This is a genomic window from Streptomyces sp. NBC_01296 (assembly GCF_035984415.1).
In the GTDB taxonomy this organism is placed as follows: Bacteria; Actinomycetota; Actinomycetes; order Streptomycetales; family Streptomycetaceae; genus Streptomyces.
In genome coordinates, this window is the sequence record NZ_CP130720.1 from 8,351,979 (window position 1) to 8,376,513 (window position 24,535).

The 24,535-nt window shown below is 68.6% G+C and carries 22 protein-coding genes and 2 pseudogenes; 13 read left to right on the forward strand and 11 right to left on the reverse strand.

Annotated elements, in window-relative coordinates; genetic code table 11:
• Window positions 1-137: 137 nt before the first annotated feature.
• Window positions 138-2,177, reverse strand: a complete 2,040-nt coding sequence (locus tag OG299_RS37935) for a M4 family metallopeptidase (RefSeq protein WP_266636939.1) — start codon at window positions 2,175-2,177, stop codon at window positions 138-140.
• Between the two features lie 452 nt (window positions 2,178-2,629).
• Here OG299_RS37935 and OG299_RS37940 point away from each other — a divergent pair, with 452 nt between their 5' ends.
• Both OG299_RS37940 and OG299_RS37945 read left to right on the forward strand, forming a co-directional pair.
• Entirely contained in the window at window positions 2,630-4,027 is a 1,398-nt protein-coding gene (locus OG299_RS37940; RefSeq protein WP_266636938.1) for a S53 family peptidase, read from the forward strand.
• A 271-nt stretch (window positions 4,028-4,298) separates the two neighbouring features.
• The gene (locus OG299_RS37945) at window positions 4,299-4,526 is read left to right on the forward strand and encodes a hypothetical protein (protein ID WP_327364074.1); all 228 of its coding nucleotides are present in this window, start codon (window positions 4,299-4,301) and stop codon (window positions 4,524-4,526) included.
• Between the two features lie 80 nt (window positions 4,527-4,606).
• Here OG299_RS37945 and OG299_RS37950 read toward each other — a convergent pair whose 3' ends face one another.
• Window positions 4,607-4,969: a DUF1330 domain-containing protein gene (locus OG299_RS37950; protein ID WP_327364075.1), complete on the reverse strand. Its 363-nt coding sequence runs from the start codon at window positions 4,967-4,969 to the stop codon at window positions 4,607-4,609.
• Window positions 4,970-5,349: 380 nt separating this feature from the next.
• Between OG299_RS37950 and OG299_RS37955 the strand changes: the two genes are divergently transcribed.
• Together OG299_RS37955 and OG299_RS37960 are read left to right on the forward strand one after the other, a co-directional pair.
• Entirely contained in the window at window positions 5,350-5,874 is a 525-nt protein-coding gene (locus tag OG299_RS37955) for a P-loop nucleotide/nucleoside kinase family protein (RefSeq protein ID WP_327364076.1), read from the forward strand.
• Window positions 5,875-6,307: 433 nt separating this feature from the next.
• Complete coding sequence (locus OG299_RS37960) at window positions 6,308-6,616, forward strand: putative quinol monooxygenase (RefSeq protein ID WP_327364077.1); 309 nt, start codon at window positions 6,308-6,310, stop codon at window positions 6,614-6,616.
• Window positions 6,617-6,914: 298 nt separating this feature from the next.
• On the opposite strand, the gene OG299_RS37965 is transcribed toward OG299_RS37960, so the two are convergent.
• Window positions 6,915-7,790: a LysR family transcriptional regulator gene (locus tag OG299_RS37965; protein WP_266636930.1), complete on the reverse strand. Its 876-nt coding sequence runs from the start codon at window positions 7,788-7,790 to the stop codon at window positions 6,915-6,917.
• Between the two features lie 122 nt (window positions 7,791-7,912).
• Between OG299_RS37965 and OG299_RS37970 the strand changes: the two genes are divergently transcribed.
• From OG299_RS37970 to OG299_RS37980, 3 genes are all read left to right on the forward strand, one after another.
• On the forward strand, window positions 7,913-8,911 hold the full coding sequence (locus tag OG299_RS37970) for an NADP-dependent oxidoreductase (RefSeq protein WP_327364078.1): 999 nt from the start codon (window positions 7,913-7,915) through the stop codon (window positions 8,909-8,911).
• The gene (locus tag OG299_RS37975) at window positions 8,908-9,141 is read left to right on the forward strand and encodes a nuclear transport factor 2 family protein (protein ID WP_327364079.1); all 234 of its coding nucleotides are present in this window, start codon (window positions 8,908-8,910) and stop codon (window positions 9,139-9,141) included. The genes OG299_RS37970 and OG299_RS37975 overlap by 4 nt, the downstream gene beginning before the upstream one ends.
• 106 nt (window positions 9,142-9,247) lie before the next feature.
• Window positions 9,248-10,567, forward strand: a complete 1,320-nt coding sequence (locus tag OG299_RS37980) for a hypothetical protein (protein ID WP_327364080.1) — start codon at window positions 9,248-9,250, stop codon at window positions 10,565-10,567.
• A gap of 182 nt (window positions 10,568-10,749) precedes the next feature.
• Here the strand turns inward: OG299_RS37980 and OG299_RS37985 are convergent, their stop codons facing one another.
• Together OG299_RS37985 and OG299_RS37990 are read right to left on the reverse strand one after the other, a co-directional pair.
• Window positions 10,750-11,682, reverse strand: coding sequence for a LysR family transcriptional regulator (locus OG299_RS37985; RefSeq protein WP_327364081.1), 933 nt, complete (start codon window positions 11,680-11,682; stop codon window positions 10,750-10,752).
• A gap of 469 nt (window positions 11,683-12,151) precedes the next feature.
• Entirely contained in the window at window positions 12,152-12,880 is a 729-nt protein-coding gene (locus OG299_RS37990) for a TetR/AcrR family transcriptional regulator (protein WP_266636920.1), read from the reverse strand.
• A gap of 111 nt (window positions 12,881-12,991) precedes the next feature.
• On the opposite strand from OG299_RS37990, the gene OG299_RS37995 reads away from it, so the two are divergent.
• Entirely contained in the window at window positions 12,992-14,125 is a 1,134-nt protein-coding gene (locus OG299_RS37995) for an FAD-dependent oxidoreductase (RefSeq protein WP_327364082.1), read from the forward strand.
• A gap of 7 nt (window positions 14,126-14,132) precedes the next feature.
• Here the strand turns inward: OG299_RS37995 and OG299_RS38000 are convergent.
• Window positions 14,133-14,593, reverse strand: a pseudogene (locus OG299_RS38000) (LysR substrate-binding domain-containing protein); the annotation flags it as partial.
• 138 nt (window positions 14,594-14,731) lie between these two features.
• Here OG299_RS38000 and OG299_RS38005 point away from each other — a divergent pair.
• The 3 genes from OG299_RS38005 (at window position 14,732) to OG299_RS38015 (ending at window position 17,175) form a co-directional block, all read left to right on the forward strand.
• Entirely contained in the window at window positions 14,732-15,550 is an 819-nt protein-coding gene (locus tag OG299_RS38005) for a 3'(2'),5'-bisphosphate nucleotidase CysQ (RefSeq protein ID WP_327364083.1), read from the forward strand.
• A gap of 76 nt (window positions 15,551-15,626) precedes the next feature.
• A complete protein-coding gene (locus OG299_RS38010) occupies window positions 15,627-16,079 on the forward strand; it encodes an acyl-CoA thioesterase (RefSeq protein WP_327364084.1) in 453 nt (150 codons plus the stop codon).
• 448 nt (window positions 16,080-16,527) lie between these two features.
• Entirely contained in the window at window positions 16,528-17,175 is a 648-nt protein-coding gene (locus tag OG299_RS38015) for an NADPH-dependent F420 reductase (RefSeq protein ID WP_266636912.1), read from the forward strand.
• Window positions 17,176-17,330: 155 nt separating this feature from the next.
• On the opposite strand, the gene OG299_RS38020 is transcribed toward OG299_RS38015, so the two are convergent.
• From OG299_RS38020 to OG299_RS38030, 3 genes are all read right to left on the reverse strand, one after another.
• Window positions 17,331-17,939 (reverse strand): alpha/beta fold hydrolase, encoded by a 609-nt coding sequence (locus OG299_RS38020; protein ID WP_327364085.1) that lies wholly within the window; start codon window positions 17,937-17,939, stop codon window positions 17,331-17,333.
• Window positions 17,940-18,381: 442 nt separating this feature from the next.
• Window positions 18,382-18,699 carry a hypothetical protein gene (locus OG299_RS38025; protein WP_327364086.1) on the reverse strand — a complete coding sequence of 106 codons (318 nt, stop codon included), beginning with the start codon at window positions 18,697-18,699 and terminating at the stop codon, window positions 18,382-18,384.
• Window positions 18,700-19,218: 519 nt separating this feature from the next.
• The gene (locus OG299_RS38030) at window positions 19,219-19,896 is read right to left on the reverse strand and encodes a DUF6461 domain-containing protein (RefSeq protein WP_327364087.1); all 678 of its coding nucleotides are present in this window, start codon (window positions 19,894-19,896) and stop codon (window positions 19,219-19,221) included.
• Window positions 19,897-19,978: 82 nt separating this feature from the next.
• On the opposite strand from OG299_RS38030, the pseudogene OG299_RS38035 reads away from it, so the two are divergent.
• Window positions 19,979-20,068: pseudogene (locus OG299_RS38035) on the forward strand (AAA family ATPase); the annotation flags it as partial.
• A gap of 18 nt (window positions 20,069-20,086) precedes the next feature.
• Here the strand turns inward: OG299_RS38035 and OG299_RS38040 are convergent.
• The gene (locus tag OG299_RS38040; protein WP_327364088.1) at window positions 20,087-20,440 is read right to left on the reverse strand and encodes a hypothetical protein; all 354 of its coding nucleotides are present in this window, start codon (window positions 20,438-20,440) and stop codon (window positions 20,087-20,089) included.
• A gap of 647 nt (window positions 20,441-21,087) precedes the next feature.
• On the reverse strand, window positions 21,088-21,675 hold the full coding sequence (locus OG299_RS38045; RefSeq protein ID WP_327364089.1) for a rhodanese-like domain-containing protein: 588 nt from the start codon (window positions 21,673-21,675) through the stop codon (window positions 21,088-21,090).
• A 404-nt stretch (window positions 21,676-22,079) separates the two neighbouring features.
• Between OG299_RS38045 and OG299_RS38050 the strand changes: the two genes are divergently transcribed.
• Entirely contained in the window at window positions 22,080-24,308 is a 2,229-nt protein-coding gene (locus OG299_RS38050; protein WP_327364090.1) for a sulfatase family protein, read from the forward strand.
• Window positions 24,309-24,535: the final 227 nt, after the last annotated feature.

Sequence of the window (24,535 nt, forward strand, 5' to 3'; positions counted from 1 at the left end):
CGTGGCCAGGCCGAACGCGTGGGGCATCGCTCCACCCACGGCACGACACCCCCGTCCTCCTGTGTTGTGGAGGCGGGGGTGTCGGCGTACGTGGGAACAGGCCTTTTACCGCTTCAGGTTATGCGCAGTCAGCGCGGTCAGAAGGTGAGCTTGAAGTCGGTGATGGTGCCGACGTCCGCGGCGCCCTTGTCCTGGACCTTCAGCTTCCAGGTGCCGTTGGCCGCGACGGCCGAGGCGTTGACGGTGTACGTCTTGTCGAGGTTCGCCGTGGAGTCCGAGGAGGAGTTCTGCAGGCGGTACGAGGTCCCGTTGGGCGCCACGAGGTCGATCTGGAGGTCACCGATGTAGGTGTGGGTGATCTTCACGCCGACCTTGAGGGCGCTCGGCGCGTTGCCGGTGATACCGGTGACGTTGACCGACGAGGTGACCGCGGGGCCCGGGGAGTCCGGGATGGCGACCTGGGTGGTGCTGTCGAAGACGTTGCCCGGGGTGGTGGTGCCGGTCGAACGGGCGCCCACGTTGACGGCTGCCCAGGCGTCGGTGACGTTCTTGACCTCGGCGCTGCCGGCGCCGTACAGCTCGGTTGCCGCGGCGATCGTGCCGTCGCGGGCGCCCTTGTAGTCGGTGCTGGAGTTGAACTTGGTGGTGAGCGCCTTGTACCAGATCAGCTGCGCCTTGTCCCGGCCGATGCCGGTGACGGGCTGGCCGTCGGAGGTCGGCGAGTTGTAGCTGACGCCGTTGACCGTCTTGGCACCGGAGCCCTCGGAGGCCAGGTAGAACCAGTGGTTCGCCGGACCCGAGGAGTAGTGGACGTCGAGGCTGCCGACGCCGGAGTACCAGCTGTCCTTGGAGCCGCCGTCCTTGCTCGGCTTGTCCATGTAGCGCAGCGGGGTGCCGTCGCCGTTGATGTTGATCTGCTCGCCGATGAGGTAGTTGCCCGGCGCGCTGGGGTTGTTGGCGTAGAACTCGACGGAGGTGCCCATGATGTCGGAGGTCGCCTCGTTCAGGCCACCCGACTCGCCGCTGTAGTTGAGACCGGCGGTGGCGGCGGTGACGCCGTGCGTCATCTCGTGACCGGCGACGTCCAGCGAGGTCAGCGGGTCGTTGTTGCCCGTTCCGTCGCCGTAGGTCATGCAGAAGCAGTCGTCGTCCCAGAACGCGTTGACGTACGCGTTGCCGTAGTGGACCCGGGAGTAGGCGGCGACACCGTCGCCGCGGATGCCGGATCGGCCCAGGACGTTCTTGTAGAAGTCCCAGGTGACCCCGGCGCCGTAGGCGGCGTCGGCGCCCGCGGTGGCGGCGTTGGAGTTGGCTCCGTTGCCCCAGGTGTCGGTGGTCTGGCTGAAAAGGGATCCGGTGCCGGACGTACCGCGGTTCAGGTTGTACGTCTTGTGGCCGCCGCGGGCGGCGTCGTTCAGCGTGAAGTTCGAACCGGACTGCGAGCTGCCGAGGGTGACCTGGCCGCTGTAGTGGGTGTTGCCGACACCGGTCTCGATGCCCTGCCACTGGTGGAGCTTGGCGCCGGTCTTGGCATCGGTGATGACGTGGAGCTGGTTGGGGGTTCCGTCGTCCTGGAGTCCGCCGATGACGGTCTCGTAGGCGAGGGTCGGCACGCCCTGGGCCATCCACACGACCTTGCGCGGGGCGGCGTCGGCCTTGGTGGCCTTGGAGCCGACCGCCTTCGCGGCGTCGAGGGCCTGAGTGGAGGCGGCCGCCGGAGCGTCGGCCGGGGCGGAGGTGGAGATGCCCGCCAGCTGGGCGCCGGACGCCTTGCTGACGCTCTGCGTCGTGTTGGCCGCCGTACGGCTGACGACCAAGTCGCCACCGAGGACCGGGAGTCCCTCGTACGTGCGCTCGTACCGGGTGTGGGTGGTACCGTCCTGGTCCTTGACCACATCGTGGACGAGGAGCTTCTCCTGGGAGGTGAGGCCGAGCTCCTTGGCCGTCGCGGCCGTGGTGCTCTGGGCCTTCGCTATGAGCTCGGCGCGCTGGGACGGGGAGAGCTGCGCGGGCAGCGCGCCCGGGTTGCGCACCGGCTGGCCCTTGGGGGCGGCGGCGTTCGCGGACGGCTCGGGCTGCGCGCTGGCGCTCCCGGCCTGGACACCTACGGTGAGCAGGGCGGCTGCGGCGAGCAGGGCACCAGTGGCCGTGGTGTTGCGACGATGCGTGGACTTCACGCTGACTCCTTCTGCCTGTGGGGGGTTAAACCGGACGGCTGGGATGAGGCCGGCCGGGCAGAGCGTTGCGGAGCTGGTCCGTGCGGGGATGGGGAGAGAGTGCCAGCCATCGCGATCTTTGTCAGGAGCGTGTCATGAATCAGCCGCATCGAGTCCGAATTTCGCTGTTCGGTGTCCGCTGACCGGACGTTTCGGGTGGGTAATCGGCCGGCTCGGGCATACCCGACCGGGCTGACCTGGGGCGGCACTTGTTCCGGCCGGGGGCGGATCCGCTGCGGGCGCACGCCGGTGGCCGGGGAGTGGCGGTGGAGGCTGCCGTGGAGGCGGCGTACTGCGCATTCAGGTAAAGCGTTCGGCATCAAGCGTCAAATACCCTTGTCCTGCACATGACTTGCCGGGTGTGATCTCGGAAGCCGCTCTGCGCGGCGCCACCCCCCCCCAGGGAGTCACCCATGCATCCAGTTCGTCGTACGTGGCCGCGTGCCGCAGCCGCAACGGCCGCTGCCGCCGGCCTCGCGCTCACCGCGATGGCGGCCGCCCCACTGACCGGTACCGCGAGCGCCTCCGCGCCGCACACCTCAGCGGTTCCGCGCACCGTGGCCCGTCCGGCCGTCGCGGGACACCAGTTGATCCGCTCCGTGGGCAGCCCTCTCTCCATCGAGGAATGCCGGACCAAGTGGAAGATCGCCTGCTACACCCCGCTGCAGTACCGCGAGGCGTACCACCTGAATCCGCTGTACAAGGCGGGCATCACCGGTAAGGGCCGCACGATCGTCATCGTGGACTCCTTCGGCTCGCCGACCGTCCAGCACGACCTGGACGTCTACAGCAAGCAGTTCGGGATACCCAGCACCAAGGTGGACGTGGTCAAGTGGGGCAACGTCCCCGCGTGGGACCCGAAGAACGCCGACATGCTGGGCTGGGCCGGCGAGACGACCCTCGACGTGGAGATGGCGCACGCGGTGGCGCCGGACGCGAAGATCGTCCTGGTCGAGACGGCGGTCGCGGAGACCGAAGGCACCACCGGCCTGCCGGAGATGATGGACGCCGAGAAGTCCCTGATCGACCGCGGCATCGGCGATGTGATCACGCAGAGCTTCGGCGCGACCGAGAACACCTTCCCCGGCTTCGACAAGGGCGACTTCTCGAGCATCAAGAACCTGCGCTACGCCTTCGAGGCCGCGGCGCGCAACCACGTCACGGTGCTCGCCTCCTCCGGCGACGGCGGAGCCACCGACTACAACGCCGACGGCAGCGCCTACTACGACCACCCCGTCAACTCCTGGCCCTCCTCCGACCCGTTGGTGACCTCCATCGGCGGCACCCAGCTGCACCTGAACGACGCGGGCAAGCGGACCGCCCCCGAAAGCGTCTACAACGACAACGGCGCGGGCGGCGGAGGCCAGTCGCACGTGTTCAAGCGTCCGGCCTTCCAGAACGGCGTCAAGAACATCGTCGGGGCGCAGCGCGGCACCCCGGACATCTCGATGGCCGCCGCGGTCGACGGCGGTGCGTGGATCTACACCAGCTACGACCCGACTGCCACCGGCTGGGACGTCTCCGGCGGCACGAGCGAGTCCAGCCCGCTGTTCTCCGGCATCGTGGCCCTGGCCGACCAGGCCGCGGGCAAGCGCCTGGGGAACATCAACGAGGCGCTGTACTGCCTGTACGGGCGCTCCGCCTACGACCGCTCCACCGGCATCGTCGACGTCAACGACGGTACGAACAACAGCTACGCGGGCGTCACCGGCTACACCGCGGCCAACGGCTACGACATGGCCACCGGCGTCGGCACGCTGGACGCGTCCCGCTTCGTGCCCGCCCTCGCCCGCGAAGCACGGCGCGGCTGACGGTCCGCCGTCGACAGTCCGGCACAGGTGCGCTGCCGCAGCAGGCAGCGCACCCGTGCGCCTACGGAGAGGTAGGTCCGCAATCGCGCGATGGCCAGGGTGAGCCCGTTCTCGTGGGAGCAGCCCGCGAAGTCCTGGTAGGTCACCAGCCCTCTTCCCTTTCCCCGTTGCCGCCGCCGAACAGGATGTCGGCCGTGGCTCCGCACTTCGCAGGTGGAGGGCCGAGTCCTGACGGGCTACTCCCGGCAGGGGCGATGTCGAGGTCGTCGCCGTGGAGCAGGCGTCGGCCGAAGGCCCATCGATGGTCGCGGCCGATCACGGGAACGGGGACATCACCGCCGGTGCGGCGGATGCTGACGTTTCGGGCCTTACCAGTCACTGGAACTCCGGCCCCGTCGAAGGCCGCGTCAACCACATCAAAATGGTCAAACGCCAGATGTTCGGCCGCGCCGAACTTCCGCCCCTCCGTAAACGGGTACTCCTCACAGCCGCCCAATGACTGTGCTGCTCGGACTGTGACGGAGTGGGGAAAGACAACGAGCGCGAGGTGGCTCGGCGACCGAGGAGGCGGCCGCAGGACTATGTGGTCGACTGGCTTGCTCGGCCAGCTTCTGTTTGCAGCTTGCGAGCTCGTTCGGCCGGGTCGTAGTTGGGCCTGACGCCCTCGATCAGCAGCAGGTCGCCCTCAACGTGGTCGGTACGCAGACGCAGGATGGCCCGGTAGGCCGGAGAGTCGTACCAGGCACGGGCTTCGGCGAGGCTGGGGAACTCAATCAGCACTATGCTGCCGGGCCACGTACCTTCTACGACTTCGGCCGGCGGACCGTGGATGACGAAGCGGCCTGCGAAGGGGTCGAGGGTTGCCTGGATGCGCTCCAGGTACTCGATGACGTCGGAGTGATTCCGGCGGCTGCGGAGGTGAGCGAAGCCGTAAGCGGGCACCACGGGGCTCCTTCGTTACGGGGGTGAGTGATGGCCACGAACGTAGCTGAGGAGGTTGGGCGGTGCGATTACCCCGGAGGTAATTGCCGCCACATCGAGGACACACCCCGAGGCCACCGCCCGCCCCACCGTTCCGCCACTCACGAAATGTGGGCCAGAACCGAGTTACGAGAGCGCCTATTGCTCAGCGCCGAGAACATCCTTCTCCACAGGAGATTGATGTCGCTGGTTTCTGAGAGGACGGTTCGTGACTCCTTGTGCCCTTTCGAGGTAGGTGACACCTGATCTTGGTGATTGGCCCCATGCCGGGAACGCCTAAGCCGTGCCGGTTCGCCGCTGTGCCTGCTCCCGCAGTCTGCGCGACGTTAGGGTTGTGACCCATGATCGTATGGCTTAACGGCACCCATGGCGCGGGCAAGACGACGACCAGCGTGCTCGTGCAGCAGTTGATCCCGGATTCACGGGTGTTCGACGCCGAGAAGGTCGGCGAGACGCTCATGGACATCACGCCGGGGCTGCCGGGGACGGACAACTTCCAGCACTGGCCACCGTGGCGGCCGCTCGTAGTCGAGACCGCCCGCCACGTACTCGACTACACCGGCGGCACGCTGGTGATGCCCATGACTGTCTTGGTCGAGCAATATTGGCGGGAGATCGGCAAGGGTCTCGCTCAATACGCCATTCCGGTGCGGCACTTCGTTCTCCACGCTGACCAGGACACCCTCCGCGGGCGTATCGCGGGCGACACTGTCCTTGGCCCCAACTCTCCGTTCCGTCTGAGGCACCTTGAGCCCTACGCCGAGGCGGCGCGTACGTGGCTGCACGCCGAGGCCGAGGTTGTCGACACCACGCACCTCACGCCCGCCCAGGCCGCCCTGCAGATCGCAAAGGCCGTCAAGAGTTGAGGTCCGTCTCCGCGTGAACCGCGCACAGGTGGCAAAGGAATGATTTTCCGGCCGATGTCCGTCGCACGGTGGGGCTGGTACAGGGCTGCTGGTGACGGTGCTCGGCCGGGTACTGCTTCCTGGCGAACCTGCCGGTGCCTGCCTCGGTGAGGATGTCAGGCTTGACCAGGCGTTTCATTTTGGCGTGGGCGCCGGCCCCGCGCGTCCGGGGGCCAGCGGGGCGTGGCCGGGGCGGCCTCCTTGCCGGCACATGGCGCTCTACCGTTGTTCGAAGTGCTTGTGCCCGTGGGTGCGGCAGTCGGCGGGGTGTTGGAGGGGGGCGAGGGACTGGTACGGGTGGAGGCGCCGGCCGCCGGCGCGATGCTCACGGTCACCGCGACCAGCATTCGAAACCCCCTTTGGTTCACTGGCACTGCGGTCTAGGCTGCGCCGCATGTCGACCCATGTGGATCTTGTCATTCTGATCAGTGCGCTCCCAGGTCGCGGCCGGGAGCAGGTGGAGGCGTTCGAGCGCCTCGCGCCCCTCGTCCGGGCCGAGGAGGGCTGCCTGCGCTACGACCTGCACGCGGTGGCCGGGGACCCGGACCGCTTCGTCCTCATCGAGCGCTGGGCCTCGCGGGAGGCGATCGCCGCGCACGATGTGAGCCCGCACATGGTGGCGGCCGATGCGGCGAACTCCGCCTTCCGGGCCGGTCCCGCCGAAGTCATCGAGCTCGCGGCCGCGACGTCCGACGGCCGTTGAGCGTGTTCACAGACGGGGACCGCTCTGTGGGCGATTTGGCCTTGCAGCCGCACCACCGGCCGTGGAGCCGCTCCCAGCGGGGAACTGGATCGGCTTCGCCCCGCTGAAGCTTTCCTGCACCCTCACGCGATACGGCAACGGTTCCTGGTCGAGACGGCGTGCTTGAACGCCGTTCCCTAGGGTCGGACGCTGAGTCGGCACAACCTAACCCCGAGCGATACCGGCAGATGCGCGACGAACACGGCGCGTGTGAGCGCCGCTTGGTGCAGTTCAGCGCCAAGCGGGTCGGCTGGTCCCGTCAGGCTGCCGGGGCGGTCAGGGCGGCCTTGGCCGCCAGCCGGAGATTCCTGATCATCGGATTCGGGTCGCCCTTGCGGCTGACCAGGACGACCTGGCTGGGGGGAGCGCCCTCGATCGGGACGGTGACGAGGTTGGGACGCAGTGAGCTACGCCGATCGCCGACCGGTAGCACGGCGATCACCCTGCCACTCGCGACGAGTTCGAGCTTGTCCTCGTAGCTCTCGACCGGCGGCACGCCGGCCCCGAGGATCCGGTAGGAAGTCCAGTCCGCGGTTTCGAACGCGCACGGCGCCGCCTCCTCGCCGGCCAGCTCTTCCGCGGTCACCGACGCGCGGTCGGCCAAGGGATGGCCGCGCGGGACCACGAGCATCCGGGACTCTTCGTACAGCGGGGTGGTGAACACGTCGTCGGCGGCAAGCGGCAGCGGGGCCCGTGCGATCAGGGCGTCGACGCGCTTGTCGGACAGAGCCCCGACGTCGCGGCAGCTCAGGTACCGGGTGGCGATCTCGGCGTCCGGGCAACGGCGGCGCAGTTCCCGTACGGCGGCAGTGATCACCAGGTCTTCGACGTAGCCGATGGCGATTCGTTCGGTCTCGGCTTGTTCACGCACGGCCAGCTCGGCCTGGCGGGCGGCCTGCAGCAGGGCTTGGGCCTGGGGGAGGAACCTCTGGCCGGCCGGAGTGAGCCGGGTGCCCTGGGGTACGCGGTCCAGCAGTCGTGCGCCGAGATGCTTCTCGAGCCGTTGAATCTGGCGGCTCAGTGCCGGCTGGGCCACGTGCAAGTCGGCGGCGGCCCGGCCGAAGTGCTGGTGCGCCGCCACCACGGTGAAGTAGCGCACCAGCCGCAGTTCCAGGTCCTGTCCGAGATCGTTCACCCTTCCAGCGTACGCGTCATGCCGTTTCGGAATGACGAGGTTGCCGAAGAGGTCTTGGACGGCCATGCCGTCCTGGGCCTTGACTGAAGGAGCAATGTTTCCCCAAGAAAGCGACAGACGCGATGAAGGCGATCCAGTTCCACGAAGCGGGCGGGCCGGAAGTTTTGCAGTATGACGAGGTGCCGGTTCCCGAGATCGGCCCGGGCGAGGTGCTCGTCAGGGTGCACGCGGCGGGCATCAACCCGCCGGACTGGTACCTGCGTGAGGGGCTGAAGATCATGCCGGCCGAGATGAGGCCGGCGCTGGAGTTCCCCCTGATCCCCGGAACGGACCTGTCGGGCGTGGTCCAGGAGGTCGCTGCGGACGTGCTGGGGTTCGCCGTCGGTGACGAGGTCTTCGGCATGCTGCGGTTCCCCGGATTCGACGGCCGGACGTACGCCGAGTACGTGGCCGCGCCGGCTTCGGACCTGGCTCACAAGCCGGCCGGTATCGACCACGTGCAGGCGGCTGGAGCGCCGATGGCCGTGCTTACGGCCTGGCAGTACCTGGTTGAGCTCGGCCACGACGTGCCGTCTCCTTTCACCGGCCAGGTGCACCAGCCGGTGCCGATCACGCCAGGGATGACCGTGCTGGTCAACGGGGCCGCCGGTGGAGTGGGCCACTTCGCGGTGCAGCTGGCGAAATGGAAGGGGGCACACGTCATCGCGGTGGCCTCGGGCCGGCACGAGCAGTTCCTGCGCAAGCTCGGCGCCGATGAGTTCATCGACTACACCAGGACGCAGGCCGCGGACGTGGTCAGCGGTGTCGACCTGGTGATCGACACCGTCGGTGGCCCGGACAGCTCACGCTTCCTGACCGTGCTCAAGCGCGGCGGCACCATGCTTCCGGTGTTCTTCGCCCAGTACGACCCGGAAGAGACGGCGAGTCTGGGCATCACAGTCTCGGACATCCAGGTGCGTTCCAACGGCCCCCAGCTCGCCGAGATCGGGCGCCTGTTCGACGAGGGCAAGCTCCAGGTCGGGGTGGACAGCACCTACCCGCTGCCCGAGGCGGGCAGCGCACACACGCGAGCCGCGCAGGGCCACCTCCAAGGCAAGATCGTGCTGACGGTGGTCTCGTGACCGCAGAACTCCAGCAGGCGGTGGCGAACTACGCCCACGCCTTAGACGAGCTGAATGTGCCAGAGCCGGAAGCGGTCATGACCGAAGACACCACCTGCACCTTCACGATGCCCGGACAGGGAGTGCTCGGCCCGGTCGCCGGACGCGCGGCGGTGCTCGACTTCATCCGCCTGCGAGCGGGGGAATTGGAGCTCAGCGCGTTGCGCAGAGTCGAGCGCATGGGCACCTGACCCGGCACCACAGAAGTTGAGCCAGAGCCCGAGAAGGCTCTGGCTCACTTCCGTAGAGCATGCACTCTGAGTGACGATTGTCGGTGGCGGGGGAGAGGATGTGAGTATGACGTTGCTGCCGATCACCGCGCCCGCGTCCCTGCTGGACGTCCACCATCTCGACCCCGAAGCCGATGGATGGGGGCTCAGGGTCGATCACGCGGTGGCGACGGCAGCCGGCGACACCTACGTCCTGACCGGCCTGCGCCGCTACCGCGCGCATGCGGTCGGCTCGGCCGACTCCGCCGAGCAGGATTTCGGCTACCAGCTGATCACCCGCCACGGCTCCGACGGAAAGCCCACAGCCACCGCCGTGTTCGGACAGGCGGTGCCGGGCGGTGGCCCGTCGGCCATCCCGGAGGGCGACGTGGCGACCTTGGCCGTCCTCCCGGACGGCGCGGTCGCCCTCAGCTCCAAGCCCGGCAGCACCCATCTCCTGTCCCCGGGCCTGGACGAGGTCCGCGCCTCTTGGCCGATGTCCTGGGGCTGGGGAAAGCAGCAGGGCCCCGGGGACGACCCGTTCGCCGCGTCGATCGCTGTCACCCCCGCGGGTCGGCTGCTGTGTATGACCTCCGAGTACGGGCTCAGCAACTGGGCCGGCGCCCATCCCAACATCGTCGCCGTCTCCGAACCCGGCACACCACTCGGCCCGGGCCACAAGCCCGTGCTGCGCGCCATCGCGACCTTGGATGCGCGCACCGACCGCCAGAGCGACGCCGACGCGTACGCGCACGTGCGGTACGGCGACGAGCCGGTGGGGCGAGGCAACCGGCCCTCGCCCTCGTTGACCGAGGCCCTGTCGGAGCTCACTGGGACCAGCGGCAGCCTCTACGGCTACCTCGACTCCAGGATGAGCCGCCCGGCAGCGCTCGGCGATGACCTGTTCGTCGTCCCGGTCTTCGGGAAGACCTACCGTTCGACCAACCGGGGGCAGGAGTTCAGTTTCGCCCTCGTCGACGACCACGGGGTGTTGCAGGGCCGGCTGGGAGGCTTGCACCTGCGCGAGGACAGCCCGTTCACCGGCTTCGACTTCACCGTGGTTGCCGACCCGCATCGCGCCCGTGCCTTCCATCTCAACCGCTACGGCATGTACGCGTGGAGTGCCGACGGGGTGCTGCGCGCCCGGATGTCCACTGCGGAGAAGCCCTTCAAACCTCTCGTCCACTTCGCCTTGTTGGAGTGCACACCCGCAGGGGAGCTGCTCCTCGCACACCGCAAGCAGCACCTGCTGCTGCGGGTGCCGGTGCCGCAGGACCTGGACGACCTGGCGGTGGCGGTGGAGGCCGCGCTGAAGGGCTACGGGCGCGAGCGCACCGCGCTGAAGAAGCAGTACGCGCCCGTGAACTGGCTTTGGTCGGACAGCGCGGCCACCGTGCACCATCTCTGACGATCCATCATCTCGATCGCCGTGCCGGGTGCGGTGTGGCGGCTGATAGTGCGGTGCCTGGAAGCCAAGTCCGTCCAACGGACCCTTCGCTTCCAGGTCGGCAACCGATCCAAGGGCTCGATTGCAGCCGTCACTCAGCGTGCAGACTCCACAGAATGTGAGCCAGAACCCGAGAACGGGAGTCAGTCGCTCCGGGCCTGTTGGGAGTCGGGCGGTGGTGCGAAGAGTGCCTGGACGGTTTCGGTGGCCAGGTCGAGCAGCCAGGTGTGGGCGCGGTCGTCGTCGTGGCGCTGGTGCCACAGCAGGTACAGCGGGATGGCGGGCATCTGGAGTGGCAGTGGCAAGGTGATCAGACCGAGTTGGTCCCGGGCCGCGCGGGTGACCGCGTCGGGAAGGCTGACCACCAGGTCGGTGTCGAGGGCCAGTTGCAGCGCGATGGCAGCAGTGGGCGCGGCGGCGGCGACGCGGCGTTCGTGGCCGTGTGTGGTCAGGGCTTCGTCTATCGGGTCGCGCAGGCGTCCGCGGCGCGAGACGGTGACGTGGTCGGTGGCCGTGTAGCGCTCTACGCTCAGCGGGCCTTCGGTGAGCGGGTGGCCGGGTCGGACGGCGACGACGAGCCGGTCTTTGCCGACGAGGCGGTGGCGGATGTCGGGGAGGGTCGGCACCGTGGAGCTGGATTCGAGGTCGACCTCGCCCCGGCGCAGGTCGGGGGTGTCCGTGCCGGGTTCGACGGGCAGACGCAGCTGCACGCCGGGGGCCTGGCGGTGGATGGCGGCGATCAGGGCCGTACCGCAGGCGACGGTCAGGGCGTCGTGCCAGCGCAGGGTGAACACCCGCTCCAGAGTCGCCAGGTCGAGGTCCTGCTGCGCGGAGAGAAGCTGATGAGCCTCCTGCACGAGGGCGTGGACCTGGGCGCGGATGGCCAGTGCGCGGGTGGTGGGGACCATGGTGCGACCGGTGCGGACCAGGATCTGGTCACCGGTGACCTTGCGGATGCGGCCCAGGGAGCGGCTCATGGCCGGTGGGGTGACGTGGAGGCGGCTCGCGGCGCCGGCGACGCTGCCCTCTTCCAGCAGCGCGTCAAGCGCCGTGAGCAGGTTCAAATCCAGTTGCATGAGAGTAACTCTACGAGTGAAGAGCATGCACTTGTTATTAATCGAAAACGGACCTGCCTCCGCGACGAGTTGGGCGATCGCATCGGCCGACAGGTCGGTGATCCTCCGGTCGTCGATGATTGCTCCACGCGACACTTTCCCCACCACACGACCATGATCAGCGATCGAGAGCTCGACGTCTCACCGCCAACCATGCACGAGCTCGATGGAAGAGGGCGTCGCCCGCCTCTCGCCGCTCATGCCGGAATGTCAACTTCTTGGGCCGCTACCTGTTCAAAATGAAGACCCTGACCACGGCCGGGGCCTGCGCCCCTTCCGTGACCCCGACGCTACGACGAGGCGTCCACCGATCCGTGCAAGACCTGGCGGGTCGTTTCGGGGATCGCGTTGCGTCGGGGGTTCGGCGCGCGGAGGCCGGTGTCGGGGTGTGGAGTTCTCCGATGAACCGCCGGTTGATGCTGCCGGATCGTCAGGGCCGTTCGGGGAGGTTGGCGTCCCATCCGTCGAGGAGTCGCTCGAGCCCCAGTTCGAACCCGCGCTCGGCGCTGTCGGCCGCGTGGGGCAGCTCGGCATCACGAATGACCCGGGCGAGGAGTGGGTGGCGCCCGCTCTTGACGACTTTGTCGAGGTAGGGCGCGTAGGCGTCCATCCATTCCTGGGTGCCGACTCCGGAGCGTCGGACGGCTTCCTGTTGGGCGAGCTCGCCGATGGCGTAGCCGCGGACGAAGGCCTGCAGCGTGTTGACGACGGTGATCATGACGTCGATGTCGAAGCCGAGGGGATCGAGGGCGGCGAGTGCGTGTTCGGTGGCATCGAGGGAGTTCGGCCCAAGTGATGGGCGCCCTGCTGCGAGGGAGGCCATCCAGGGATGCCGGTGGATGGTGGCCCGGGAACGATGGGCCAGGGCTCGCAGGTCGCTGCGCCAGTCGCCGGTGGGGGCAGGCGGGCCGCCGTCTTCGGCCGCTACGGCGTCGAGCATGAGGTCGAGCAGGTCGTCTTTGGATGCCAGGTAGCGGTAGAGCGAGGCTGTGCCCGTTCCCAGTTCCTTGGCGACGCGCCGCATGGACAGTGCCTCGATGCCCTCGGCGTCGGCGATCGCGATAGCGGCGCTGGTGATCTCCGCCCGGGTGCGTGACGGCGCGGGGCCTTTCGCAGCCCGCTCCGGCCGGTTCCAGATCACCGTGTGAGCGTCGTCCATCGATTTTCCTCCTCACTGCTGCGTTCACTGTTCGCAGTAGTGCTATCGTGATGCCAGTACTGCGAACACTGTATCGCAGTAGGGCGGTGTCCAAGCGAAAGGGAAACCACCATGACCACTCCCGTCACGATCGTCGGCGCCGGGCTCGGCGGCCTGACCCTCGCACGAGTCCTGTACCTGCACGGCATCCCCGCGACCATCTACGAAGCCGATACATCGGCGGACGCCCGCACGCAGGGCGGTCAGCTCGACATCCACGAGTACAACGGGCAGCTCGCCCTCGAGGCGGCCGGCCTCACCGACGAGTTCCGCGCGATCATCCACGAAGGCGGCGAGGCCCTGCGCGTGCTCGACCAGCACGGCGCGGTACTGCTCGACCAGCCCGACGACGGCGCGGGCGGTCGCCCTGAGGTGCTCCGCGGAGACCTGCGTCGGATCCTGCTCAACTCGCTGCCCGACGAGATGATCCAGTGGGGACACAAGGTCACCCGTGTCCGCCCCCTCGGAGGCGGGAGGCATGAACTGACCTTCGCCGACGGGTCAACCGTGACGACCGGCCTCCTCGTCGGCGCGGACGGAGCCTGGTCGAGGATCCGGCCGCTGCTCTCCGACGCGAAGCCCGAGTACGTCGGCACCTCGTTCATCGAGACCTACTTGTACGACGCCGACCAACGCCACCCCGCAGCGGCCAAGGCCGCCGGCGACGGTTCCCTGTTCGCCGTCACAGCCGGCAAGGGGATCCTTGGCCATCGAGAGGCCGACGCCGTTCTTCACACCTACGTGGCGCTCAACAAACCGCAGGAATGGATCGCCGCCATCCTCGCCAGTCCCGAAACGGCGGCGGCCCAGGTCGCGGCAGAATTCACCGGATGGGCGCCTGAACTCACCGCACTCGTCACTGACGGGGAAACCGCCCTCGCCCCGCGCCCGATCAGCGCCCTGCCGATCGGCCACTGCTGGGACCGCGTCCCCGGAGTGACGCTGCTGGGCGACGCCGCCCACCTCATGTCACCGTTCGCCGGGGAGGGCGCCAACCTCGCCATGTTCGACGGCGCTGAACTCGGCAAAGCCATCGCCGCGCATTCCGACGACATCGAAGCCGCCCTTGCGGAGTACGAGCAGGCTCTTTTTCCCCGCAGTGCCCAGTTCGCCGCCGAATCCGACAAGAATCACCAGCTCATCTTCGGCGACAACGCCCCCGCAGGCCTGCTCGACCTGCTCACCGGCCAGGAGTCGACCGAGTGAGCGAGATCGCTGACTGCTCTGCGGTGACGGTATTGATGCGGGGGAGGGGGTGCCCCTGCCGCACGACGATGACGAGGCGGGTTTCGCCCACGTTCTCGGTACGGATGTCTGGTGCGCTCGAGCGGTTGGCGTTCGCCTCCAGGTCGGCCTCGCCGCGCCGTAACTCGGGGGTGTCGAGGCTCGATTCCGCGACGAAGCGCAGTCGCACGCCCGGCGCCTGTCCGCGCACGGCGGCGAGCAGTGCGGGACCGCTCAGGGCGACCAGGGAATCGTGCCGACGGAGTGTGAAGGTGCGCTCCAGCGTTGCCGGATCGAGTTCAGGGCTCGGCGCCTGATCCCCGGTCGTGTGAATGATTCGGCCCAGACTCCGAGTCATCACAGGGGCGGTGACATGCAGGCGTGCGGCCACCCCGGCGCCCTCCTCCAGCAACGCGTCGAGCGCGGCGAGCAGGGCAAATCCAATTGCATGCGAGTAATCCTAGGCGTGCTTGACATGCACTTGAAGTTAATTACGGGGCTGCATACCGTTGAGGCGAAGGCGCAAGACGGACCGCACAGTTCGGCCCGACCGACCTCACCATCCCCCTCTCACACGGGAGTACCACCATGTCCGAAACGCTTCAGACCACTGACGCCGCCGCCTCCGACGCCGACCTGCTCGACCAGACCTCGGACGCCGTGCGCGCGGCCGGTTCGGCGCTGCGCGAGCGCTTCGGCGAGGTAGTCCGCTACCAGAACCGCGAAGAGCTGATGCACGCACTCGCCGCCAACGACGACACGGCCCTCGGCATACTGCGCCCCCGCCTCACACACCTGCGCCCCGACGCCGGATGGGTGGAGGACGAGTTGGACGGCGGGGCGCTGCCGCCCGGCGAATGGTGGGTCGTGGATCCGGCCGAGGGCAACGTCAACCACCTGCATGCCCTGCCGGAGTGGGCGGTGACCGCGACCCTCGTGCGTGAGAACCAGCCGGTGCTCACCGTGGTCCACCTGCCGCTGACCGGCGAGACCTACACCGCGCTCACCGGCGCGGGCGCCTACCTCGACGGCCGGCCGCTGCACGTCTCCCAGACCGCGGACCTCGGCCTGAGCCTCGTGGCCACCAGCCAGGCCCGGCCCGACGAGGACAAAAACGTCGTGCGACGCGTCGGCTCCTCGATCACCGCGATGCTCTTCGACGCGCTCGTCGTCCGCACCGCCGTGCCCGCGACCCTGCACCTCACGAACGTGGCCGCCGGCCGCATCGACGCCTTCTGGCAGTTCGCCGGTGCCCGCGCGGACCTGCTGCCCGGGGCGCTGCTCGTCACCGAGGCCGGCGGACAGATCTCCGACGCCGAGGGCCGCCCCTGGACCCCGCAGAGCGAGAGCTTCCTGGCCGCCGCGCCCGGCGTCCACGCCCAGGCCGTCGCCACCCTCTCACGATGACTGGCGCGCCCGCCTGGGCCCTGCTCGGCCACCTGCGATCGATCGCGACCCACCCCACGATTCTTCCGGAGATGCCGTGATCAAGACTGGTTCCGAGACGAGCCGGACACCGTACGGGTACGCCGCCACGACGCCGGTGTACTTCGACGATCTCGACCCCATGGGCATTCTGCACAACGCGCGTTACGCCGTGCTGGTCGAGCGCGCCATCACCACATGGTGGCAGGAGCGCGGTGTGTCGTATGCCGGTGGCCGCCCGACCACACCCGACGCGTTCTCTGTGGTCCGCGATTTTTCGATCACCTATCTCTCACCCGTGCGCGGCACCGGCGAGATCACCGTCCACTTCTGGATCGAGCGGATCGGTGACACCAGCGTCGACTATCGGTTCCGATTGATCTCCCCGGGAGGCGAGTCAGTATTCGCCGAGGGCCGCCGCCTGTCGGTACGCCTCGATCCGGCCACCATGAAGCCCGCGACGTGGACCGACCGTGGCCGCGAGCTCGCCGCCGCCCTGATCAAGCCCTGACAGCAGACCCGCGCTCAGACCCCCCGAGCCGTCCAGGCCGATAAGGCCCAGGAGAGCCCTCTCGCGCGTGAAGCAATGCCGCGTGAGAGGACGTTCGCGCGGGCTGCTCCCGCGACGCTGGTGGCCACACCGGCGAAATGAGTACGCACCCCTGACACGAGGGCCCGGCGAACTCGGCACCTTACGTCAGCGGCGTCATCGCGCACGCCGGCAAGCATGGCCGGGTGGCCGCCTCCGGCCTGGTCGCCGATGCTCTGCTGGCCTCCAAGGGCTGAGGCACCGTCACCGACCTGGCGGGCGAGCCCTGGACCACGGGCAGCCGTGACTTCCTGGCCGCCGCCCCCGGCATCCACGCCGCCGCCCTCAAGGTCCTCTCGCCGATCGCCTGACCACAACAGCGGCCCCCGCTCTCGCCCGTCCCAGCCAACACCACAAGGAGCATCACCTCATGACCACCATCGGCATTCTGGGGGCCGGCCGCGTCGGCCGGAACCTCGCCCAAAAGCTCGCCCTGAGCGGACACCACGTCATACTCGGCCGCCGGAGCACGGAGGAAGAGACCGCAGCGCCTGTCGGCGGCGTCGACCCCCGCATCTCCTTCGCCGACCAGCACACCACCGCCCGCACCGCGGACATCGTGATCAACGCGACGCCCGGCGACAGCGCCCTGGACCGCCTCACCGGCCTGCGCACCGAACTCGCCGGAAAGATCCTCGTCGACGTCTCCAACGCAACCCGCGACGCCGACGACGGCCTGCCGGGCGAGCTGTGCTATCCCGGCAGCAGCCTCGCCGAGCAACTCCAGGCCGCCCTGCCCGACACCCGTGTGGTCAAGACCCTCAACACCATGCTGTTCATGGTCATGACCGCCCCCGAAACCCTGGGCACCCCGCCGACCGTCTATGTGTCGGGCAACGACAAGCAGGCGAAGAGGACCGTCACCGGCCTGCTCGGCGACCTGGGTTGGCAGCCCGCGTGGATCGAGGACCTCGGCGACATCACCACCGCCCGCGCCACCGAGGCCATGATCCTGGTGGTGCCCCACATCCTGCGCCGGCACGGCTTCCAGCCCTTCGCCGTCTCCCTCACCCGCTGACCCCACCGGGGCCGGCGCCGCGAAGCGGGAGCCGGCCTCGGACGAGGAAGCCGGGCGCCGGCACTGACAACGCCCGCCGGGGCGTATGTGACTTCCAAACTCAGGCTCTGACTCAAGTTTTGTGGTTTGTGACTGTGGGGCACCGGCTGAGTCTCTCATTCGGGGTAAGTGCACAGCGCTCCGAGGAACTCGCTGACGGCTGCGGCGAACTCCACTGGGACGGTCTCGTGGATGGTGTGTCCGGCGGGGAGTTCGATGAGCCGGGTATGGGGGCGCCGTGCCGCCATGTCCCTTGCGTGCTCCGAGCTCAGCACCGTGCTGCGGCTGCCGCGGATGAGCAGGGCCGGGCAGTCGCTGGCGAGCCAGTCGTCCCAGTGGTCCCCGTTGAGGTGCTGCTGTGAGGCGTTCATGTCCTTCGGGTCGAAGGCAAGACCCCACCCGTCGGGGTACTCGCGTACGGCGTGCATGAGGTGGCTCGCCGAAGGGCCGAGTTTTTCCAACAGCTTGGCCCGGGTCGGTGCCCGATGCGGCCAGGACAGGCTGAAGGACAAGTCGTCATCGACCTCGGCGCCGACGTCCTCGACGATCAGTGCGTCCACAAGTCCGGGCAGCCGTGCCGCAAGCTGGTAGGCGTTGACGCCGCCCAGGGAGTGGCCGAGTACGACCGCGCCGTGGATCCCCAGATGTTCCAATACTGCCGCTGCGTCCTCGACGTAGCCGTTGCAGGAGAAATCGGGAGAAACTGTCGGAGAGGCCGTGTCCACGCTGGTCGGGCGCGATGATCCGCCAGGAGGCGCCAAGCTCCCGTGCAAGACGCGTGAAAGTGCGGCCTTCTCCGAAGTGCCCGTGCAGTGCGAACAGAGGGCGACCTGGACCACCGAAGTCGAGAAAGGACAGGCGACGCCCGGCCACCGTCAAGGCCGCGCGCTTAGGCTCGGGCGGGATCGTTAGTTACGGAGCATCCGGGCACCACAGATGTTGTGCCAGAACCTCAACCCATGAATAAAGCCAATGCCCGGCATCCGGTGGAGGCCACCGAGTGGCTTCACCGAGTGAGTTCCAGCCAGTGGACTCAAGCCCGGTGGGCACCGGGGTGGGAGTGCCTTCCGGGCGGCGAGGAGTACAGCGAGGGCCTGGGCGTGAGCCAAGTCCAGCGTGAGGGTCGGCAGAGCGGTGCCGAGCTGCGAGTGACGTTCGCCGCCAGCCTTATGCGGGTTCGGTGTCGGGAGCTGTGTGTGGTCGTCCCAAGGTCGAGGTGATGACTTCCACCAAGGCGAGTTTGCGCAGGCTGTCGCCGGTGGTCTTGCCAGCGATCTGCTCCGCAAGGATGGGGTCGGGTTCCGCGACTTTCACAGCGGTTCGGAGCAGCAGTTCGTCCCGGTCGGATGCAGGCAACTGGTCGACGAGCCCCTCGGCGAGGCGCCACTGCGTGGCGCAGAGTTCTTGGAGCGGCGACAGCCAGCGGTAGGTCAGGGAACTCGGGGCAGCGGGAGGCTTGCGGATGATGTGCAGGGCCCGACCCATCGACCCTTCGCGTACGGAGGGGCGGCCGCTGCCGCCACTGCGGCGGAGACCAGGGTCGTGGCCGCCGTCGTACGGTGGCGGTCGTAGAGCGCTTCCTTCCCGGCGCCGGGTTGCAGGCCCTTTCCAGGAGGCCAAACGCCGATTCCCCGATCTCGGGCGCGGCGGCGAAGTGCCGAGCCGCTTGACGGGCAAGATCCGGAGCGCTCGCAGTGGCGGCACCGGCGACGACCGCCAGGGCCTGCTCCGAAACGCTCGCCTGCGGCCAACGCCTGTGCCAGGGAGCGGCCCTCGACCAGGGCCCGCCACCCGTCCAGGGTTTCGCCGCATTCCTCCAAAACGACTGGGACGCCGTCGTCAACGGCCTTACCCTGCAATGGAGCTCAGGCGCAGTCGAAGGCCAGGTCACACGGATCAAACTCATCAACGCCGGTCCTATGGACGGGCGTCCTTCGGCCTCTTGCGAACCCTCGTCCTCGCTCAACCACCATGACCATCCGCCACATTGAAGTCGGCTGCCACTCAGGCGATGACGAAGGCTGGCAGACGCTCGTTCTCCAGTACGTCACGGGGGAGGACAAGACCGAACCGGGTCTCTATGAGTGCCAGTGTGTGACGGTCCCGGTCCTGGTAGGCCTCGTCATCCGGTCGTGCGTACTCGCCGTCGGAGTGCAACACACCGGCCGCTACCAGCTCAGGTAGCAGGAGGTCCGGCTCGTCGCCCCATCGCCAGACCTCCTCTCCGATTCCGAAGCTACAGACGTTCACACCGTCTCTCGCATAGGAGAACATCGCCGGCGGATGGTCTACGGACGGGTCGAGGTGGACCGCCTCCACGCCGTTCCGGGAAATGTCGGCCAGTCGTTCTGCACCGTCCCCCAGCCCGTATTCAACGGCGAAGGACCATCCACCATGCGCACCGACGCGCACCACATCATCGTCGTCCGTCGCCAGGTCGAGAACCATGTGCCATGCCTCAGTGTCCGTGATCGGCGAAACGACGGATCCACTTACGCCCCCCATACGCAACCCCAGCTCCTCCGGCGTGATGCCGCGGGCAAAGACCATGTTGTGCTGCCAGTCATCTTGCTCTACAAGCCACTGAATGCCGCCACGCACGACGCCCATCCTCCCCACAGGCACGAGCTGTGCCTTCGTCTGTTCCCAGCAAGTGATCACCCTAGCCAGGGGGAGTGACAACCCACATCCACAGGGGCCTGATCTGGTGATCACCCTTCACCGTCACGGAACGACCGCCACAGCCGATTTCGAGATCCCCATCAACTGCGACGTCATCTCCATCAACGGTCCCAGCTACCGTCTCAAGAATCGGCTCGCTGCTATCGAACGTGACCGGGACGACGCGGCCTGACCAAGCTTCCCGGAGTTTTCATAGGGCAGTCCAGACATGCCCCTCGGAGTAGTCGTGCCAGCCCCGGAAGTACCAGTTGGCAAGATCCCCGATTCGCTCGATGCAGTCCTCGAAGTAGGCATCGGGCGCCGGCTTGGGGAAGTTCGGGTGTGACGTCCACGACGGGACCCAGGTCACGACCTCATAGAACCCTTCGGCGACCCATCGATCGAGCTTCTCGTCGGACTGGGATCGCCCACATGCGGCTCGCATCGCCTGTTCCAGGCGGGTGAAGGCAGCCCGGTCCCACTCCAGATCCCCCCGCAGCCGCAGCAGGAAGCTTCCCTCCTCTGCGTCGAACTCCCGCCTCAGAACCTTGGTGATCTCGTCCATAGCCGAGATCATGACAGCGACCACCAAGCGGTGCACGTTTGTCTGTACTTGGCGGAGCACTCAGAGGAGTACGCCGACACCTGGTTCCGTGACTGCCCAGCCGACATCGACCCCAGACACGTTCACGTCCCCGCCGCAGTCGAACTCGTCCACCGCAGCGAATACCGCTTAATAGGCGATGGCCCGAGCCAGCAGCACCAGGTGGGCCCAGCCATCGATCGCCCCCCGCCACAAGGAGCGGAGCACCGCGAACCTTGCTAGCTGCGGCTGGTTCTCATCAATCTCAGACCGCACCCAATCCGGGGCGTCAGCCCCACCAAGCCACCGTCCGGCGCCTGCCGGGCGTCACCGCTCACCGTTCACGGAGACCGTCTTTGCAGCACAACGACACACCCGCGGATTCTCGCCGCCGCTCGCTCCGAGCGCGCGTACTCTCCGCCTCCGCAGCGGCGCACTTCCTGCCGCAGAGCTCCGCGTCCGCCGCGACCCGGTGGTCGGCCGCGTTGGAGGCCGAGTCGCGCGTGAGGTGCCATGTGCCGACGGCGTACGTGGCGTAGCCCGCATCGTGCAGGACCTCGGGCGGCGGGGCGATGTCTTCGCCGACCTCCATGCCGTAGCCGGGGAATACGGGTCGGGAGCGGGGTTGGTCACGCGCGAGGCTCGCTGGGGGCAAAGGACTGGGAGGAGCTGGGCAGGGGGGCTTTCCCCCGCTGGTTGAAGGGGAGCCTGCCGAGTACGACCGCCATGCCGCAGGTATTGCTGACGGCGGAGAAGACCAGACCGGCCGCGATTCCGGCGGACAGCAACTGGAAGGCCGGGTGGACGAAGAAGCCGAGGGCCAGACCCAGAAGTACGACGGAACCCGCCGTGAATCGGACTTGGCGCTCCATGGCCCAGACGGCCCGAGGCCGGCCTTCGGGGCGGTCGAGCCCGTGCCCCTCGGCCGCCCAGGCGGTGGTGCCGCCGGTGAGGCTCGAGGCGCCGATTCCGTGGGAGGCCAGGGTGGCGACGGCGTTCTCTGCCCGGGCGCCGGAGGCGCACACCACCAGCAGGGGCTTGTGCTCGGCGGCCTTCCGGAGTTCCGGTAGTGCCCGACCGATGCGGTCGAGGGGGATGTTGACGGCGTCCGGCAGACGCCCCGACGCGAACTCGGCCGGAGTCCGGACATCGACGACGGTCAGCTCGTGGCGGCGGGAGAACGCCTCGCTCACGCTCAGGGCGGCGGAAACACTCATGGCAGATCGCGTTCCTTGGCAGAGGGGGGGGAGAGCCTGCGGGGAAGGCCGGAGGCACGTGCCGGGGATCCTAGGCACCCCGGCGCCCTTGCGGCCGCTGCCCTGCACGAATGCCACACGGTTGCCATCCCGCGGCAACAACGGGTAGCTCGTACAGGCGTAACGGACGGTGCCCGGTGTCGTCGGATCGTTCGCGATCAAGAAGATGCCCGGACCGGCGTTCGACGGCGCGGTGGCCGCATCGTGAGTGACGAACGACGCCTCCACGACGGCCAGTGCCGTGTGGCCGCTGCACGAGGCGCCCGCCGGGCCGTCACATGCTTTTAATGCCATGTGCATGGCCATCAGGCCGGCGCCTCCGCATGATCGAACTCCGTTCGCGACACCATCCGAGGAGCCCCCTGATGCCCACCCGCCGCCACTTCATCGCCGGGTCCGCGGCCACCCTCGGCCTCGCCGCGCTCCCTGCCGCGCCGGAGGCCCTCGCGGCGGCTCCGGCAGCCCAGAGCGCCGCCGCGACCGCCGGCACGGACACTCCGAACCTCGTGGTGATCCTCGCCGACGACCTCGGCTACGGAGACCTCGGCGCGTACGGCCAGAAGCTGATCACCACACCGCGGATCGACCGGCTCGCCGCCGAAGGCCTGAAGTTCACCGACGCCTACTCGACCGCCGCCGTCTGCGCGCCGTCCCGCTGCTCGCTGCTGACCGGCCTGCACACCGGGCACTCCGCCGTGCGGGCCAATCCCGACGGCGCCCCCGGCGCGCTGAAGACCGGCGACACCACCTTCGCCGAGGTGCTGCGCGCCCGCGGCTACCGGACCGCGGTGATCGGGAAGTGGGGCTTCGGGCCGGAGGAGGGCGACCAGCCCAGCCACCCCAACTCCCGTGGTTTCGAAGAGTTCTACGGATACATCGACCACGGTCAAGCGCACGAGTACTACCCGGAGTACCTCTGGCACAACGGAGTGAAGGAGACGATCGCCGCCAACGCGGGCGGCGCGAAGGGCGCCTACAGCCCCCAACTCATCGAGCAGCGCGCACTGGACTTCATCGCAGACCACGCCGCCGAGCCCTTCCTGCTCTTCCTCACACCGACCGTGCCGCACGCACCGAGCGACATCCCCGACGTCGGCGCCTACGCCTCCCGTACCTGGACCCAGCAGAACAAGGGCCACGCCGCCCAGATCACCTACTTCGACACCCTCGTCGGGAAGGTCACCGACCGGCTGCACGCGCTGGGCATCGCCGAGAACACCGTCGTCCTCGTCACCAGCGACAATGGCCCGCACGAGGAAGGCGGGGTCAACCCGGACCTGTTCGACGCGAACGGCCCGCTGCGCGGCTACAAGCGCAACCTCTACGAGGGCGGCATCCGCGTCCCGCTGATCGCCTGGTCCCCGGGCCGGATCGGGGCGGGGACCAGCGACCGGCCCACCTCGCTCACCGACGTGCTGCCCACCCTGGCGGAGCTCGGCGGCGCACCCGCACCCGCCGACATCGACGGACTGTCGGCCGCCCCGCTGCTCGCCGGGAGCCCGAACGCCGCACGCCACAACCACTTGTACTGGTACCGGGACGAACGCGGCGTCACCAGCCGCGCCAACACGGAGGACGGCGGCCGCGCCACCTGGCTCGCGGAGGCGGTACGCAAGGACAACTGGAAGGCCGTGCGGTTCGCGCCCGTCAGGGACCACGCGCTGCCCGACGCACAGTGGCAGGTCGAGCTGTACGACCTCGCCTCCGACGCCGGTGAGCAGCGCGACGTCGCCGCCGCCAACCCGTCCGTGGTCACCGGCCTGGTCGCCCTCATGCGTTCCTCGTGGGTGGACACGTACGTCCGCAAGCCCTTCGGAGTCCGCACTCAGATCGAGGGGCCGGCCGTGCCCGGTCAGGCCTTCACGGTGACGGCCACCCTCGCCAACGGGTCGGGCAAGCCCTGGACCGGCGCACTCCTCGCCCTGCGCGTCCCGGCAGGTTGGCAGGTCCAGGCGACCACCGCCACCGGCCGGGACCAGCTGGCCGCCGGAGCCACGCTGACCACGTCCTGGCGGGTCACCCCGCCGGCGACGGCCACCCCCGGCACGCAGTGGCCGCTGACCGTCGAGGGCACGGCGCAGTCGCCGACCGGGCCGCTGCGCTACTCCGCCCCGGAACGGGTCTCCACGGTGCCGGCGGCCCCGGTCGCCGACGCGTATCTGAGCGATCTCGCGTGGGTCTCCGCCACCAACGGATGGGGCCCGGTGGAACGTGACCGCTCCAACGGGCGCAGCGCGGCCGGGGACGGCACGCCGATCTCGTTCGGCTCAGTGACCTACGCCAAGGGCCTCGGCGTCCACGCGCCCTCCGAGATCGTCTACCACCTCGGCGGAACGGCGGACCGTTTCACCGCGCTCGTCGGCATCGACGACTTCTCCACGAAGCAGGCAGCCGCCGGCGCGACGAAGGCCTCGGTACGGGGCGACGGCAAGGTGCTGTTCACCACCGGCAAACTGACCGGCGCGGGTGGTCCCGTGCAGGTGGACGTCGACGTACGCGGGGTGAAGCTGCTGCACCTGGTCGTCGAGGACGCCAACGCCAATTCGGCGTTCGACCACACCTCCTGGGCGCTCGCCCGGGTGACGGTGCTCTGAGCGGTGGAGCCGCCCTCCGGCACCGGCCGGCGGTCACCGTGAACCGGGGCTCGCCGGAAACGTCGGGCCCGGACAAGGTACTGGGCAGGCCAGGGCAGATCGATTGCCCCACGCCCGTCGTATGCCACGACCACCGATTTCAGGTCGCGTCGCGCGGCCTGCTGCGCCCCCACCATGTACAGGGAGCTCTCTGGTGGGCCCGGGCCCGAAGTGCAGGACGGGCTCGA

Coding starts and splice junctions, on each gene's coding strand:
- OG299_RS37940 (WP_266636938.1), top strand. CDS start 2,630: ATGCATCCAGTTCGTCGTACGTGGCCGCGTGCCGCAGCCGCAACGGCC.
- OG299_RS37955 (WP_327364076.1), top strand. CDS start 5,350: ATGATCGTATGGCTTAACGGCACCCATGGCGCGGGCAAGACGACGACC.
- OG299_RS37960 (WP_327364077.1), top strand. CDS start 6,308: ATGTCGACCCATGTGGATCTTGTCATTCTGATCAGTGCGCTCCCAGGT.
- OG299_RS37970 (WP_327364078.1), top strand. CDS start 7,913: ATGAAGGCGATCCAGTTCCACGAAGCGGGCGGGCCGGAAGTTTTGCAG.
- OG299_RS37980 (WP_327364080.1), top strand. CDS start 9,248: ATGACGTTGCTGCCGATCACCGCGCCCGCGTCCCTGCTGGACGTCCAC.
- OG299_RS37985 (WP_327364081.1), bottom strand. CDS start 11,682: ATGCAACTGGATTTGAACCTGCTCACGGCGCTTGACGCGCTGCTGGAA.
- OG299_RS37990 (WP_266636920.1), bottom strand. CDS start 12,880: ATGGACGACGCTCACACGGTGATCTGGAACCGGCCGGAGCGGGCTGCG.
- OG299_RS37995 (WP_327364082.1), top strand. CDS start 12,992: ATGACCACTCCCGTCACGATCGTCGGCGCCGGGCTCGGCGGCCTGACC.
- OG299_RS38005 (WP_327364083.1), top strand. CDS start 14,732: ATGTCCGAAACGCTTCAGACCACTGACGCCGCCGCCTCCGACGCCGAC.
- OG299_RS38015 (WP_266636912.1), top strand. CDS start 16,528: ATGACCACCATCGGCATTCTGGGGGCCGGCCGCGTCGGCCGGAACCTC.
- OG299_RS38025 (WP_327364086.1), bottom strand. CDS start 18,699: ATGGGTCGGGCCCTGCACATCATCCGCAAGCCTCCCGCTGCCCCGAGT.
- OG299_RS38040 (WP_327364088.1), bottom strand. CDS start 20,440: ATGGACGAGATCACCAAGGTTCTGAGGCGGGAGTTCGACGCAGAGGAG.
- OG299_RS38045 (WP_327364089.1), bottom strand. CDS start 21,675: ATGAGTGTTTCCGCCGCCCTGAGCGTGAGCGAGGCGTTCTCCCGCCGC.
- OG299_RS38050 (WP_327364090.1), top strand. CDS start 22,080: ATGCCCACCCGCCGCCACTTCATCGCCGGGTCCGCGGCCACCCTCGGC.